Below are 16,211 nucleotides of genomic sequence, written 5' to 3' on the forward strand. Positions count from 1 at the left end.
ACCTGTTTCCGTTCGGGAAAAAAGAAGGGGCGGGATTTACCCGCCCCATTTTCGGGGTCTTCATGGTCTTGGGGAGACCGATCAGCGAGGTCTGCAATTGTTCTTTCTTCGGGGGAAGATGAAAGAACGGGCCAGAAGACGTTTGAGGGGGGACAGAAGGTTCTGGCCGTTGCCTCGACTGACAATGCCTAATCTGCCTTGTGAATAGGGCAGGAAAACAGGTCGCATAGGGCCATTTGAGGGCGAATTATGGCCAAAAATAGGCGCACGCCACTCCAAACCCGCGATAGCGAAATGAACAATAATGATCTATCCTGAAGATTGTCCGGTTTCACATTGGCCTGAATGTGCCAATCCGAAATTCAGCATGCACCTGCATTAACTCCCGGCACCGGCTCCTTGCCCCGCATGCCAACGCAGACCGGACATCACGCACTAAACAGACCCGGCACAAACCGGGCCCGCGAAACGTCCTGACCGGTTGCCACCTTGGCAACAGCACATGGAACCGCCAAACATTACCGGGCGATGACAGAACCAACTTCCATGCGCGGACCGGTCCCATGCGTCCCATGATGCGTCAAGGAGATGTCCATGCCCCCGTCCAAAGACACAAAAGACAAAGATGACGCCAAAAATTCTCCCTCAGGCCCCCGGCACGTTCCGCGATGCGCAGCATTGATCGGCCCCTATTCCAGCGGCAAGACCAGCCTTTTTGAAAGCCTCCTTGCTGCAACCGGCCGTGTCCACCGCAAGGGAACCGTTCGCGATGGCACGACAATCGGTGATGCAACCGCCGAAGCACGCGAACGGCACATGAGCACCGAAATGACAGTTGCCCAAACCCGTTATCTTGACGAGGAATGGCACTTCATCGACTGCCCCGGCTCTGTCGACTTTGCACAGGATGCCCGCGAAGCCGCGATGATATGCGACGTTGCAATCGTCGTAGTCGAACCCGATCCGACACGCGCCATGATCGCCGCACCGACCCTGAAATTTCTTGATCGCAACCGCATTCCGCACCTGATTTTCATCAACAAAACCGACCATGGCGGCATCCGCCTGCGCGACAGTCTTGATGCGTTGCAATCAATTTCGGAACGCCCACTTGTTCTTCGTGAAATTCCAATCCGCGATGGCAAGGGGCCTGACGATACGATAACCGGTTTCGTCGATGTCGTTTCCGAACGGGCCTATCAATATCTGGAAGGGCAACCGTCGAAACTGATCACGCTGCCCGCCAATGCCAAGGATCGCGAAACAGAAGTCCGCGACGGGTTACTCGAAGCTTTGGCGGATTTTGACGACAACCTGCTTGAACAGATTCTAGAAGATCAGAAACCGGCAACAGCAACGATCTATGACAATCTTGAACGAGATCTGGCCAAGGATTTGATTGTTCCGGTCTTTTTCGGTTCTGCCGAACATGATCACGGGATCATCCGGTTGTTAAAGGCGTTGCGCCACGAGGCCCCGAATGCAGATGTCTGCGCCCATCGCCTGGGCATTGAGCCGGAAGATAACGTCGCCGCCGTCCAGATTTTCAAAACTGTTCATCTGCCCCATGCGGGGCGGTTTTGTTATGGGCGCGTCCTTTCGGGACAGCTAAAGAATGGCGACACACTTGGTCGCGACAAGGTCGCAGGCATGTGTCAGGTCTTTGGCGATAAGCACGAAAAGCTCGATATCGGCACATTTGGCAGCATTATCGGCCTGCCGCGCATCGATCATCTTCGAACCGGCTCGCTCTGCACCACCGATGGTGAAATGGATAATCTGTGGCCCGATCCATTGCCCCCGCTTTATGAAACAGGGCTGGAAGTCACCAAACCCGGTGATGACGTCAAACTGACCGAAGCATTGCGCCATCTGTGCGAACAGGACAGGTCGCTGTCCTTCATCCATAGCGACAATACCGGACAACTTGTTTTACGGGGGCATGGTGATATCCATCTTCAGGTCGCACTGGCGCAGCTTCGCAGCCGCTATCACCTTGAAATCGAAACCCGGCCTGTTGAAACCGCCTATCAGGAAACCGTGCGCAAACCGGCCCAGGCGCGCGGGCGATATAAAAAGCAGACCGGCGGTCACGGGCAGTTTGGCGATGCCCAGATCGAACTGAAACCCCTTGGACGCGGCGAAGGTTTTTCATTCACTGAACGAATCGTCGGCGGGGCCATTCCCCGGCAATATATCCCAGCTGTCGAAAAAGGGGTGCGCGACGCCACGCGTTCCGGGCCGCTCGGTTTTCCGGTTGTCGACATCGCGGTTGAATTGGTTGACGGGTCCTATCACGCGGTCGACAGTTCGGATCAGGCGTTTCAGATGGCCGGGCGCATTGCCATCGCCGAAGCGCTTAAAGAAGGGCAGTCTATCCTGCTTGAACCCATCGAAAGATATTCGATTTCAATTCCGTCCGAATTCACGTCAAAAGCCCAGCGACTGGTCAGCACCCGGCGTGGTCAGATCCTTGGGTTCAGCGCCAAGGATGACTGGCAGGGATGGGACGAAATCGACGTGCAGATGCCAGCATCCGAAACCGGCGACATGGTGATGGAATTACGGTCACTCACACAGGGCACGGGCTTTTTCACGCGAAGTTTCTCGCACATGCAGGAGATTGCGGGAAAACAGGCCGACCTGATCGTCAGCGCCCGACAAAAACCACATAAAAAGTAATAGAATTGATCTATCGCTAATCATTAAACTATTGATTGGCGTAAAGTTTTCCAATGATTGATACTCTTTGCAGACAAAGAGAAAACCTTCGGGCATGTGCCCCATTTAACCGGAGTGACAACATGCAGATCGATATCGGAATCAATGAAACCAACCGCACTGCAATCGCCGACGGCTTGGGCCGCGTTCTGGCAGATTCTTATGCGCTGTATCTCAAAACCCATAACTTCCACTGGAACGTGACCGGCCCGATGTTCCAGACCCTGCACACCATGTTCGAAGAACAATATACCGAACTGGCCATGGCGATTGACGAACTTGCCGAACGTATTCGGTCGCTGGGGGCCTTTGCACCGGGTAGTTTTTCGGCCTATTCGAAACTTTCCTCGATCCCCGAAGAAACTGGTGTGCCTGCGGCCAAGGACATGATCGCGCAATTGGTCGAAGGCCATGAAACCGTGATCAAGACCGCGCGTTCACTTTATCCGATCTGCGACTCGTCAGACGATGACGCCACCGCAGACCTGCTTACCGCACGTATTCAGGTCCATGAAAAAACCGCCTGGATGTTGCGATCCCTGCTGGAAAGCTAAGACGCAAAACGTCGTGCTCAACAAGAAGGCCCGGATGGATTTCCGGGCCTTCTTCGTATCCGGCTTCGCCAACCGAACCCTATCCGCGCAGTAACGGATCAATCCGCCTTGCCGCACGCAGAACCGCAAAATCATGCCCGTGCGGTGCCGCAATCATCAACGCCCCCGGTGCAACACCATCACCAACCGGAACCGGGATCGATATGGCGCAGGCATCCGAAAGGTTCAGATAGGATGTGTTGCGCAACATCATTGCATTCAAACGATCGAAGTCGGCCTCAACTTCGGCAATCTTGGGTGCCATCATCGGCAAGGTTGGTGCAATCATCACATCGACATCCGCCATTGCCGAACTGAACATCGCAATCACGTCGGTCCGTTTGGCATAGGCATCAATCAGGTCTGCCGCACTTAGTGTATCGGCGAAACGCATCCGGTTCAAAACACGCGGATCGCCGCAAGTTTCAAGCGCCTTGAAATCCTGTGAATAGATTTTATGCGCCTCGGCCGCGACAAGAATTTTGTTGATCACGGCATTTTCGGCCAAAAAGCCCAGATCAATCTCGATCAACTGATGTCCGGCATTTGCCAGCTTTTTGCAAACCGCATCAAAATCCGCCCGCACCCGGTCATCAAGATCATTCACAAAGGCATGGGCCGGCACACCGATTTTGATCGGGGCGGGTTTGCCATCCTGTGCGGGGACGGTTTTGCCCGACATGACTTCAAATGCGGTTATGGCGGTTTGCAAATCACCGGCAAGCGGACCCGCCGTGTCAAAACTTTTGGCCAGCGGATGAATGCCTTCGCCCGAAATCCACAAACGGCTGGGCTTATACCCATAAAGCCCGTTGATCGCCGACGGAATGCGAACCGATCCGCCGGTATCAGTACCCAGCGCGATATCGACCAGACCAAGTGCAACCGTCAAACCGCCGCCCGATGTCGACCCGCCCGGAATGCCTTCAGGGTCAAACACATTGCCCGGCGTTCCGTAATGCGGGTTAAGTCCAACACCGGAATAGGCAAATTCGCTAAGTGCTGTACGGCCAAACGGCACGGCACCGGCAGCCTTGATACGCGCAACGATTTCGCAATCCCGCGATGCCGCCGGGCGACCCTGCAACAATTTTGATGCTGCCGTGGTGGTCACACCGGCCTCGTCGTAAAGGTCCTTTACCGAAACCAGCATACCGGCCAACGGCAAGTCTGTTGCCGATTGCGCCACTCGTTCTTCAGCCGCCGCGGCGTCACGCAAAATGCGGTCACGGTCGAATTCGGTGAAAATCCTGGCTGCCAAATCGCCCAGTTGATCGACCCTGTCGATTGCCGCCTTCGCCTTGTCGATGATCGCACCCATCGGGCTGCCTCCGTTACGTTCTGATTTTTATGGAAATTTTCTGAAACCGAGCCTAGGCGATTTCAGGCAATTCAACAATGTCATAGCTGTGCGTAATGCTCAGCCCCCGTACCGGGTCATGCATCGCCATTTTAAACGAACGTGCCGGACGCACCCCGCCCTTCGCACCAAAAGTTCCACACAGCATCGCAGCCGCCTTGCCATTAGCCCCTGCTGACTTTAGCCCCGAACCTTCGATCAGATCGGAAAGCGGACGGATCGATGCAATCGTGCCTTCCTGATATGGAACCCATTCATCACTGTCGCCTTCACGGATCCAGGATTTCAGTTCGATCTGTTCCAGATGATCGGCAACATCGTCAAATTTCCAGATCGTGTTGGCGACCGGCTTGGCGCAAATCTGCTTTGACAGTGCAACCGAATGGGCTTCAAGTTCGCGGTCGGTATGATCGGATGCCAGTCCAAGATACAAAACACCATCCTTTGCAATCACCAGCGGCTCTACCTCGCCCGATGTGCCTTTGCCAACCACCTCGATCACCGGTGCCTGGGTCAGCATGCCAAACGATGTGCGGTAATAAAGCGGCACGGTCGAAGGCGGTTTGACCCCGATAGCGGCCAGTTCGTCAATGTGATGCTGGATTGCCTTGGCATCGCGGCCGGTCCAGCCAGCAACCGTGCAATGGCCGATTTCAAAGCTGACGACACCGCCATCAAGGATAAAATTCATCTGCATTTGCGTTATCCCAATTCTGATTTTTACAAATTTTGCGCGCATCTGGCGGTTGCGGACCGGTTCCCGGTCCGCCCCGAAGGCACAAAAGATCAAGACATGATGCGTGTTGTCGCGCGTGTTTATCCCGACCGGATCAAAGGATGTCGGGCAGGAACAGGGCGACGGACGGCACCGCGACAAGCAGGGCGATCATGGCAAGCATCACCAGAACGAACGGAATGACGCCCAGCATCACATCGGACAATCGACCTGATTTGCGTGCGCCCTGCACAACGTAAAGATTAAGTCCGACAGGCGGTGTGATCAGGGCCATCTCGATCAGAACGATCAGGAGGATTCCGAACCAGACCTTATCGAATCCCATGCCGGTCATGATAGGCACAATGATCGGGATGGTCGCCACCATCAGCGACAGGGTTTCAATGAAGAAACCCAGCACGATGTAAAGCAGGATCACGACCATCAAAGTCCCCATCGGCGAAAAATTCAAACCGGTCAGAAGGTCCTTAAGCTCGCGCCCCATGCCTGCGGCAGTCAGGGTAAAGTTCAGGAAATAAGCCCCGATAATCACCAGCATGATCATCGCGGTGATCCGAACCGTGCCATACAGGCAGCGTTCGATCATTTCGCGGGAAACACCGCGATTGAATGCCGCAATCAGCATCGCAATCGCAACCCCGACGGCGGCCGATTCAGTTGGCGTTGCCCAACCGGCATAGATCGACCCGATCACCACAAGGAACAGAACCACAATCGGCAGAAGATGCTGCAGGCTGCCGATCCGCTCCGACCAGGTGAATGAACGGCTTGTGCCGCCAAGGGTCGGCTTGATCTTGCACAGGATCGCCGTGACCATCATGAAGGCCACCGCCATCAGAAGCCCCGGGATCAACCCGGCCAAAAAAAGACGCGGGATCGATGTTTCGGTCAGGAAGCCATAGACGATCAGGTTGATCGAAGGCGGGATCATGATGCCAAGCGTCCCACCCGCGGCAATCGCACCGGAAAACAGTTTCGGATCATAACCGAGCTTTTCGGCCTGCGGCATGGCAACGGTTGCCACCGTCGCCGCCGTCGCAACAGATGATCCCGACGTTGCCGAAAACATCGTCGCGGTACCGATATTGGCGTGGATCAATCCGCCCGGAAGCCATGAAAACCATTTATCAAGGGCTTCATAGGTGCGTTCGGCAATGCCCCCGCGCACCAGAATTTCCCCCAGCAGCACAAAGAACGGAATGGCGATCAGGGTTGATGAATTCGACGATGACCAGACCACCTGCCCAAGCCCGCGTAAAAGCGGGAAAGGCGAAAACAGCTGATCAACCCCGAAACCCAGCAGGAACAGAACAATCCCGACCGGAATGGACAGGGCCAAAAGCCCCAGAAGCGATGTGGTAACTGTAAAGATCATGCTTCCAACTCCAGTTCGGAGCGGGCACCAACAAGCGCATCGGCCTGCTCGAGGTTACGCTTGACCAGAAGCGACAATGTCAGGATGACCAGAACACTTGAGCACACGGCAAACCATATCCAGCCGGAAAGCCAGATTGATTGCGGTATCCATAATGGCGTTTCAAGTGGAGTATTGGCGCGTGACCCGCGTTCAATCGTCTTTTGCAGAACCGGCCAGCTTTGAACGGCAATAACAATCGACGTTCCGGCAAGGGCAATGATCGCAAGAAGATCAAGCATTGCCTTGCCACGCTGGCGCAGACGCAAACGGATAAGGTCAATACGGACATGCGCCAGTTCCGTCAGGGCATACGACATGCCCCAACTGGCAACGCCGGCCATCACATAACCCGATATTTCGTCCGCCCCCCCAAAGGAAATGCCGACTTCACGTAAAAGAATATCTGCGATGATCAGGACCACGCAGCCTGTCAGAACAAGTCCGACAAGCAACGCGATCATGCGGTTAATGCGGCGGATGGCCGCAATCAATGAGGTAGTCACGGTTGCGGCCTCCTCCGGCTGGTTTTCTGCTTAGCTCAGAGGTACGGTAACACCGACGGCTTTACCAACCGTTTCGTTCCAGCGCGTAACCCACTCCGCACCTGCACGTTCAGCCCATTCCGGCAAGACAACGGTCGTCAGGATTTCCTTGGCCTTGGCAAGATCGGCATCAGATGCCTCAACCAGGGTCATATTCGCCGGGTTCCCTGCCGGGCAGGTTCCATTACCGGTCAGACACGCGATATCGGCTTCAAGAGCACCTGCGGCTGCGGCCCAGGCCGGGGCTTCGAACTTGGAATTGACTTCGTCGGTAATCAGTTTCTGCATTTCCGGCGACAGGCTGTTCCACTTGTCAAAATTCATCGCTGTTACAACCGGGTCCCAGCCACCAAGCGGAATGGTCATAAGGTGGTCGGAAACTTCCCACCAACCCGCACTGTATCCCGAACCAGCACCGGTAACGGCACAATCAATCACACCACGTTCAAGCGCGCCCGGTACTTCGGAAAACGCAACATTCACACCGTTGGCACCCAGTGCCTCAAGGAACTTGGTGGTCATGCGGCCCGAACCACGAACCTTTTTACCTTTCAGGTCTTCAAGCGAGGTCACATCGCCCTTGCAGAAAACGACCTGCGGCGGGTATGGCGCAATTGCAAGAACCTTGGAATTGAAGCGTTCCTTGAAGATATCTTCGACCATCGGGCGGGCGGCTTCAACCATCGCCTTTGCTTCTTCGGCTGTGTTGGCAACCAGCGGCACATCTAGGCCTTCAAGTTCCGGGGCATCGCCAACCGCATAATCGGCAACCGTCATGCCAACATCGAAAACGCCATCATTCAGAATACGAAAAACGTCGCCGCCGCCGATACCCATCTGATCATGGGTGGTCATCTGGACATTAATGTCGCCGTTTGATGCGGCGGGCAGTTCTTCGGTCCAGAACGGTGTTTCAAACTGCTTGTTCAGCGGCAGGCTGCTCCAGCTGCCAACAACCGAAAGGTCTTCGGCAAAGGCAGGGGTTGCCATCATGCCCGCACCAAGGGCAGAAACGGCAAGTAACGATGATACTGTCTTTTTCATGAGATGGTCCTCTCTGATAGCTAGGTTTTATTTGTGATTTCAGGCGGTCTTTGTCTGCAGTGAAAATTCCGCGGCTTCTGCCAGGACATCCGTCACCAGCATCAGACCGGGTTCATGCGTGATGGCAAGGTCCGGCAAAACATTGCGGATCGCCATTTGCGGCGTAACGCCACAGGCCCAGAAAACCGGGATATCCCCCTCGTCCACGACAGGTTCGTCGCCGAAGTCCGGCTTCATGAGATCGGAAATGCCAATGCTGGCCGGATCGCCAATATGAACCGGCGCACCATGCGCCAGGCGATAACGATCGGAATAAAGGATGGCACGGATGGCATCGGATGGTTTGAAGGACCGCATCGAAACCACCAGCGGGCCATGGAAACGCCCGGCCGGGGTGGTGGCAATATTGGTTACATACATCGGAACGTTCCGATTGGCGTCCATATGACGCAGTGGCACACCACTGCGAGTAATCGCCGCCTCGAACGAAAATGAACAACCGAGAACAAAGGTCACCAGATCATCGCGCCAAACCGCACTCAGATCGGAAACACTGTCAAAATCAGTCGTGCCACGAAACACACGATAGCCCGGCAGATCGGTACGAATATCAAGATCGGTGCCAAGTTCCGGGATATACGGCGAACCCGGTTCGGACATGCCGATCAATGGGCAGGATTTCGGGTTTTTGGCACAAAATTTAAGGAACTCGTCGGCATAGCTTGCCGGCAGGATCGCAAGATTGCCCTGCAGATACCCGGATGCATAGCCGGTGGTGGTGCCCCGATGTTTTCCGGAACGGATTGCGTGTCGCAAAGCCAGCGGCGATATCGTCGATGCAGATTCCGAAACGGTCGTCGGGGAACAAGATGCGCTTTTTGTCGCGTTCATTTATTCGGTCCTGTTCTCAGCCTCGAAACAAGCTTGAGAAACTCAACCGATCTTGTCAAGAAATCATTTTAGTCAATTTATGATCTAATTTAACGATCAGTTTGATCGAACAATCTGGCCGCCTCGATCACGGCCTCGCCAATTTCACGATTGCGTTCCGGGTAATAACTGATCACAAAATGAAGGTCGGTCAGCCGGGCTTCTTCCTGCACCGGGATTGCCTTAATATGTTCATCCCAAACGGAATTTGTAACCATCAGGGACGGCAGAACCCCGATCCCGAAACCTCCGCCGACAAGGTGTTTTACGGTCGAAAGTGACGCCGATCCATGTAATGCTGGCGGCGAAATATCGGGCGCGGAAAAGATGCTTTCGACCTCGCGAAACGGAGGTGTTCCCTTTGGGAAGGTGACAATAGCATGCTCGGCAAGCTCCGCCAGCGACATCGGATGATCGGGTAATTCCATCGATCCGGTGCAATACCAGCCCAGTTGAACCGGTTTCAGGGCCGCGGCAACCGCCCCCTGTGGCACCGATTCCCGCAGCATGATCGCAACGTCAAGCGCATCATCAGCCATGGTCATCGCCAATTGGCCGGATGTATCAACCGACAATTCGAAACGGACTTTCGGGTAATCGTCTTTCAGCTTGTTCAACATGTCGGTCAGGATCGTATGAACGATGGTTTCCGCCACGCCAATGCGGACCGTGCCGCTCAGTTCCCCCGGATGGGTCAATTCCTGCCAGATACGATCGCGTGCGCGCGATAAACGCTGCGCTTCTTCAAGAAAACGAAGACCAGCCGCCGTCAAACGCACCTGCCGGTTGGACCGGTCAAACAGCATGATGCCCAGTCTTTTTTCAAGTGCGGAAACCCGCGATGAAATCGCCGACTGGGACAGATCATATTTTTGGGCCGCCGCGCGAAAGCCCCCTGCCTTGACGATATCCTGCAGAATCTCGATATCTTTGAATTCAAACACGTTTTCGTTCCCCAAATAGCAACTGTATCGTCGATCCTGTCAGTCGGATCGTTTGATTTAAGATCACAATACCCTGCAACCGATCATCTGGCACGATCAATCCATCGCGGTTTTGGGATCGTATGCAAAACATGACCATAGAAAAGATACGTTTTCGGGCATTCTGGCTTAATTGCACAACACCAGAAATGCTCATCACTCCCCCCTCACCGAGGCGTTACTTGCCCAAAGCGCCTTTTCCTTCGACATTGAACACAGCCAGTTTGGAGGGTTAGATGCTGATACGCCGCAAAAAGGGTTGGGAAATCGCCGAACGCGATGTGACCCCGGAATCCGTTTACAAAAACCGTCGCCAGTTTCTGAAGGGCATTGCTGCAGGATCAATCGGCGCCGCAGCAACCAGCCTGCCCATCGGTCGCGCACTGGCCCAGGGATCCGATCCCACCGCCGATCTTTATCCGGCGATGCGCAATCCGGCTTACGTTGTTGATCGCGCCATTACCGACAAATCAAAGGCGCTGACCTATAACAACTTCTATGAATTCGGATCGCACAAATTCATTTCCGATGCTGCCCAGGCGATGAAAATCCGCCCATGGACGGTCAAGATTGACGGAATGGTTGAAAAACCGATTGAAATCGATTTTGAGGATCTGGTGCGCAAAATGCCGCTGGAAGAACGCGTTTATCGCTTCCGCTGCGTAGAAGCCTGGGCGATGACCGTGCCCTGGACCGGTTTCCCGATGAAGGCACTGGTCGATTATGCCAAACCGCTTTCAGGTGCAAAATACATCGAAATGCAAACTGCGGAACAAAAGGACACCATGCCGGGCCTGCGGCAGTTCTGGTATCCATGGCCCTATATCGAAGGCCTGACAATCAGCGAGGCCACCAACGAACTTGCAATGATCGCGACCGGCATTTACGGCGAACCGCTTCCCAAACAGAACGGTGCGCCGTTGCGTCTGGTCACTCCGTGGAAATACGGCTTCAAGAACGTCAAATCGATTGTCCGATTTACCTTTACCGACAAACGCCCCGTCAGTTTCTGGGAACAGCTTAACGACGGCGAATATGGCTTCTGGGCCAACGTGAACCCAAAAGTTCCCCACCCGCGCTGGAGCCAGGCACAGGAACGCCTGCTGACCACCGGGGATGAAGTCCCGACACAGCTTTACAATGGCTACGAGGAATATGTCGCGGATCTTTACAAGGGCATGGAAGACGAAAAACTGTTCATGTAACGGCCAAACGTCACGGGATCGGTGGCCCTCATGACCCCGATCCCGCGTAGCGGCGATAAATATCATCAAAGGTGCCATCGTCGCGCATGTTGACCAGTTCTTTCTCAAGACCGCGATATTCCCGGCTGAGAAAGAACTGCGACTTACGCGACAGACCGATAAGGGAAGGTTCGCCCTGCAACACCAGACTTGCCTTGCGCACCGCCAGATTCTTGTCGCTCAGCAAATCCGCTGCCAGCAATTCCGGCACAATGACCGCGTCGACATGCTGTTGATTGAGCATCCGAAACAGTGTGAGATAGTCTGCTGCTTCCACCCATTCGATACTTTCTTCGGACGACAGCGCATCGATATAGGACGCACCGCGAAGCACGCCGACATGCTGGCCTGCCAGCCCTTCAATCTGCCTGATATCCGGGGTTAGTGCCGATTGATAAATCGCTTTTGGTTCGTCGGGCAGTGCGGCATCGAAGAAATACATGAATTTCTCCCTCTCTGCCGAACGGTTCGGTCCCAGCATGATATCCGCCCCACCTTCTTCCATCAGATAAAGGGCCCGACGGAACGGCACCACATCAAACCGCAAAGTATGCCCGGCACGTGATGCTGCTTCTTTCAAAACCTCGACATATATGCCGGAAAATTCCGGCTCTTGCCCTTCCCCGGCAACAATGCGGTAAGGCGGCGCATCGTTTATTGCAACCAGTAATTCTGTGGCAAGCACAGCCTTCCCGCCCCCGCACAAAACAATCAGGGCACATAATGCAATCAGGCGGTGCGCAAAGCCCGGCAAAAGCGTCTCCGTCCGGCAGACCGGCTAGCTGATCGATTTCAACGAAAGGCTGCTTCCTTAGTCTAAAAATTCAAGGCCATTCAATTAGAATCAACTTATATGATTACGGTGAAATGTCAGACAACTATCCAGACGAACAGGCCTCAAGGTCCGCTGCGCCGACGCCCCTTGTATTTCGACTTGTTGGCCGATTTTGACCCCGGCCCGATGGTTCCGATACTGCGTGCCATCGGCCCGGCATCGGCAAGGCCAAGTTCCTGATCCTCAAGGCGCTTGATCTCGTCACGCAGGCGGGCTGCTTCCTCGAATTCAAGGTTTCCAGCGGCTTCACGCATGCGTTTTTCAAGGTCTTCGATATGCGCACGCAGATTGTGCCCGATCAGGACATCACCCGAAACGCCGGTATCGACCGTGACGTAATCATGCTCGGCAACGCTTTCCAGAACATCGCGGATTTTGCTGCGCACCGATTCTGGCGTGATGCCATTGGCTTCGTTATAGGCAATCTGTTTTTCGCGGCGGCGGTTGGTTTCGCCAATCGCATATTCCAGACTGTCGGTCATCTTGTCGGCATAGAGCAAGACCCGGCCATCAATGTTACGCGCCGCACGCCCGATGGTCTGCACCAGCGATGTTTTCGACCGAAGGAAACCTTCCTTGTCCGCATCCAGAATGGCAACAAGCGCACATTCAGGAATATCCAGACCTTCGCGCAAAAGGTTGATGCCGACCAGAACATCAAACACGCCAAGCCGCAGATCGCGAATGATTTCGATCCGTTCCAGTGTGTCGATATCCGAATGCAGGTAACGGACCCGCACCCCATGCTCATGCAGATATTCGGTCAGATCCTCGGCCATGCGTTTGGTCAGCGTCGTGACCAGAACACGCTGCCCCTTGGCGGCACATGCCTTTGCCTCGGCCAGCAGATCATCGACCTGTGTTTCCACCGGACGAATGATGCAAACAGGATCAATCAGACCAGTCGGGCGAATGACCTGTTCGGTGAATACACCGCCCGTGCGTTCCATTTCCCAATTGCCCGGCGTTGCTGACACAAACACGCTTTGCGGGCGCATGGCTTCCCATTCCTCGAATTTAAGCGGGCGGTTATCCACGCAACTCGGCAGGCGGAAGCCATGTTCGGCCAGGGTGAATTTGCGATTATAGTCACCTCTGAACATGCCGCCGATCTGCGGCACGGCAACGTGACTTTCATCAACAAACAGCAACGCATTTTCCGGCAGATATTCAAACAATGTCGGTGGCGGTTCGCCCGGATTGCGGCCCGAAAGCCAGCGGGAATAGTTTTCAATCCCTTTGCAGTGGCCCACGGTTTCCATCATTTCCAGATCGAACATCGTGCGCTGCTCGATCCGTTCGGCCGCCAGAAGTTTTCCTTCCTGCTGGAACTGCGCCAGCCGGTCTTTCAATTCCTGTTTGATGCCGGTCATCGCCTGCACCAGTGTCGGACGCGGTGTGACATGGTGCGAATTGGCATAGACGGTCACCGAGTCCATGGTGGCAAATTTGTGCCCGGTCAGCGGGTCAAACTCTGCCAATTCCTCGACCTCGTCACCAAACATGGAAACACGCCATGCCCGGTCTTCGGCGTGGGCCGGGAAGATTTCCAGAACGTCACCACGCACCCGGAATGTCCCGCGCGAAAATGCGGCGTCGTTGCGGGTATATTGCAACTCGACCAGCCGCTTCATGATCAGGTTGCGATCAACCTCATCGCCAGCCGCAATCCGCTGTGTCATCTCAAGGTAGGTCTCGACCGCGCCAATACCGTAAATGCAGGAAACAGACGCCACGATGATACAGTCATTGCGCTCCAGAATCGCGCGCGTTGCCGCATGTCGCATCCGGTCAATCTGTTCGTTAATCGAACTGTCTTTTTCGATATAGGTGTCCGAGCGCGGGATATAGGCTTCGGGCTGGTAATAGTCGTAATAGGATACGAAATACTCGACCGCGTTTTCCGGAAAAAACGCCTTCATTTCCGAATAAAGCTGTGCCGCCAGTGTCTTGTTCGGGGCTAGTACAAGGGCCGGTCGCTGCGTCTTTGCGATGATGTTGGCCATGGTAAAGGTCTTGCCCGACCCGGTCACCCCCAGCAGCACCTGATCGCGTTCTTCGCGAGTGATCCCCTCCATCAGCTCGGCAATCGCCTTTGGCTGATCACCAGCGGGCTGGTAATCCGTCACCAGTTTGAATTCCCGCGATCCCGCAACCGGCGGGCGGCGTTTCAGCAAGAATTCCGGCAAGCCGTCATGTATCGGCGCGTTCATTGGATCGACCCCTTTTTCGACATGCCTATAGTTATAGGCCACCGCGACAACATCGCAACCCCCGGCCCTGACAACTGCTGTCAGCAGTTGTCAGGAGACGTCAGGACAAAAAATGCCGGAACAGGCACCGGACTATCGCGTTAAATCGTCATGACTTTCGGATCGGATGCTGCGACGGGCCGTTTTCATCCCAAAGAACCCGCAAAAGGCGCGAAACTGCCTTGAATTGCTTTAAACACGGGCGTAGGGTCCGAACCGAAAGAAAGCGATTCTTTCTATTTCATTTCATTCCAGGGAAACAGACCAATGGCGTTTATTGCCGACCGTTTGAGCCGTATCAAACCCTCTCCTACCATTGCTGTCACCACCAAGGCTGCTGAACTCAAGGCTGCCGGCGTTGATGTGATCGGCCTTGGCGCAGGCGAGCCGGATTTCGATACCCCCGACAACATCAAAGACGCCGCCAAAGCAGCCCTTGATGCTGGCAAGACCAAATATACTCCGGTCGCTGGCACTCCGGAATTGCGCAAGGCGATTGTCGCGAAGTTCAAACGTGAAAATGACCTGGAATACACTATCGACGAAATCACCGTCGGTTGCGGCGGGAAACAGACGCTTTTCAATGCGCTGTTTGCAACGCTGAACCCGGGTGATGAAGTCATTATTCCGGCACCGTACTGGGTGTCCTATCCAGACATGACCCTGATGGCCGAAGGCGTTCCGGTTGTTGTCGAATGCCAGGAAGAAAACGACTTCAAGATCACGGCTGCCGAACTCGAAGCCGCGATCACGCCGAAAACCAAATGGGTTGTTCTGAATTCGCCATCGAACCCGACCGGTGCCGCTTATTCGCGCGCCGAACTGCGCGCAATTGCCGATGTTCTGCTCAAACATGAAAATGTCTGGGTCATGTCCGACGACATGTATGAACATCTCGTCTATGACGATTTCGAATTCACCACCATCGCACAGGTCGAACCGAAACTGAAATCGCGTACGCTCACCTGTAACGGCGTGTCGAAATCCTATGCCATGACCGGCTGGCGTCTTGGTTATGCCGCAGGCCCGGCTGAACTGATCAAGGCGATCAACAAGGTTCAATCGCAGTCCAGCACGCATACCTCCTCGATCAGTCAGGCCGCATCGGTCGAAGCCCTTAACGGCCCGCAGGACTTCCTGAAAGAACGCGCCGAAGTGTTCAAGGAACGTCGCGATCTGGTCGTCAAGGCCATGAATGAATGCGAAGGTCTGACCTGCAAAAAGCCGGAAGGCGCGTTTTATGTCTATCCGTCCTGTGCCGGCACGATTGGCAAGAAAACCCCGGATGGCAAAGTCATCGAAACCGATACCGATTTCGTGACATACCTTCTTGAGTCCGAAGGCGTTGCCGCGGTTCAGGGCTCGGCATTCGGTCTTGCGCCGTATTTCCGCATTTCCTATGCCACCTCGACCGAGGCACTGACCGAAGCCTGCGCACGCATCAAACGTGCCTGTGCCGCGCTGAAATAAGCCGGTTTTCCGATCACGGAAAATTCGACGGGGTCCGGTACTTGCCGGGCCCCGTTTTTTTGTCCATTATCCAATTCAATATTT

Annotated in this window: 13 protein-coding genes; 4 read left to right on the forward strand and 9 right to left on the reverse strand. The window is 54.7% G+C overall.

The annotated features are described in order from the left end of the window. The first annotated feature begins 594 nt into the window (after nt 1–594). The gene (locus BC440_RS04830; RefSeq protein ID WP_074624788.1) at nt 595–2,682 is read left to right on the forward strand and encodes an elongation factor G; all 2,088 of its coding nucleotides are present in this window, start codon (nt 595–597) and stop codon (nt 2,680–2,682) included. Nucleotides 2,683–2,804: 122 nt separating this feature from the next. Then, nucleotides 2,805–3,275 (forward strand): Dps family protein, encoded by a 471-nt coding sequence (locus BC440_RS04835; RefSeq protein WP_065701687.1) that lies wholly within the window; start codon nt 2,805–2,807, stop codon nt 3,273–3,275. 79 nt (nt 3,276–3,354) lie between these two features. Here the strand turns inward: BC440_RS04835 and BC440_RS04840 are convergent, their stop codons facing one another. The 7 genes from BC440_RS04840 to BC440_RS04870 form a co-directional block, all read right to left on the reverse strand. Next, complete coding sequence (locus BC440_RS04840; RefSeq protein WP_065701688.1) at nt 3,355–4,635, reverse strand: amidase family protein; 1,281 nt, start codon at nt 4,633–4,635, stop codon at nt 3,355–3,357. Between the two features lie 52 nt (nt 4,636–4,687). Then, nucleotides 4,688–5,371 carry a DUF2848 domain-containing protein gene (locus tag BC440_RS04845; protein ID WP_065702128.1) on the reverse strand — a complete coding sequence of 228 codons (684 nt, stop codon included), beginning with the start codon at nt 5,369–5,371 and terminating at the stop codon, nt 4,688–4,690. Nucleotides 5,372–5,504: 133 nt separating this feature from the next. Beyond that, a complete protein-coding gene (locus BC440_RS04850) occupies nt 5,505–6,785 on the reverse strand; it encodes a TRAP transporter large permease (RefSeq protein WP_065701689.1) in 1,281 nt (426 codons plus the stop codon). Then, nucleotides 6,782–7,330, reverse strand: a complete 549-nt coding sequence (locus BC440_RS04855; protein ID WP_223304858.1) for a TRAP transporter small permease — start codon at nt 7,328–7,330, stop codon at nt 6,782–6,784. The genes BC440_RS04850 and BC440_RS04855 overlap by 4 nt, the downstream gene beginning before the upstream one ends. Nucleotides 7,331–7,360: 30 nt before the next feature. After that, on the reverse strand, nt 7,361–8,413 hold the full coding sequence (locus BC440_RS04860) for a TRAP transporter substrate-binding protein (protein ID WP_062960805.1): 1,053 nt from the start codon (nt 8,411–8,413) through the stop codon (nt 7,361–7,363). 39 nt (nt 8,414–8,452) lie between these two features. Next, on the reverse strand, nt 8,453–9,304 hold the full coding sequence (locus BC440_RS04865) for a putative hydro-lyase (protein ID WP_065701691.1): 852 nt from the start codon (nt 9,302–9,304) through the stop codon (nt 8,453–8,455). An 89-nt stretch (nt 9,305–9,393) separates the two neighbouring features. Beyond that, nucleotides 9,394–10,287 carry a LysR family transcriptional regulator gene (locus BC440_RS04870; RefSeq protein ID WP_065702129.1) on the reverse strand — a complete coding sequence of 298 codons (894 nt, stop codon included), beginning with the start codon at nt 10,285–10,287 and terminating at the stop codon, nt 9,394–9,396. Between the two features lie 275 nt (nt 10,288–10,562). Here BC440_RS04870 and msrP point away from each other — a divergent pair, with 275 nt between their 5' ends. After that, a complete protein-coding gene (msrP, locus tag BC440_RS04875) occupies nt 10,563–11,531 on the forward strand; it encodes a protein-methionine-sulfoxide reductase catalytic subunit MsrP (protein WP_065701692.1) in 969 nt (322 codons plus the stop codon). Nucleotides 11,532–11,559: 28 nt separating this feature from the next. Here the strand turns inward: msrP and BC440_RS04880 are convergent, their stop codons facing one another. Beyond that, nucleotides 11,560–12,324, reverse strand: coding sequence for a transporter substrate-binding domain-containing protein (locus BC440_RS04880; protein ID WP_065701693.1), 765 nt, complete (start codon nt 12,322–12,324; stop codon nt 11,560–11,562). A 143-nt stretch (nt 12,325–12,467) separates the two neighbouring features. Next, complete coding sequence (uvrB, locus tag BC440_RS04885) at nt 12,468–14,618, reverse strand: excinuclease ABC subunit UvrB (RefSeq protein WP_065702130.1); 2,151 nt, start codon at nt 14,616–14,618, stop codon at nt 12,468–12,470. A gap of 306 nt (nt 14,619–14,924) precedes the next feature. On the opposite strand from uvrB, the gene BC440_RS04890 reads away from it, so the two are divergent. After that, on the forward strand, nt 14,925–16,127 hold the full coding sequence (locus BC440_RS04890) for an aspartate transaminase (protein ID WP_065701694.1): 1,203 nt from the start codon (nt 14,925–14,927) through the stop codon (nt 16,125–16,127). Nucleotides 16,128–16,211 lie beyond the last annotated feature (84 nt).

The organism is Thalassospira sp. MIT1004 (genome assembly GCF_001858545.1).
GTDB lineage: Bacteria > Pseudomonadota > Alphaproteobacteria > Rhodospirillales > Thalassospiraceae > Thalassospira > Thalassospira xiamenensis.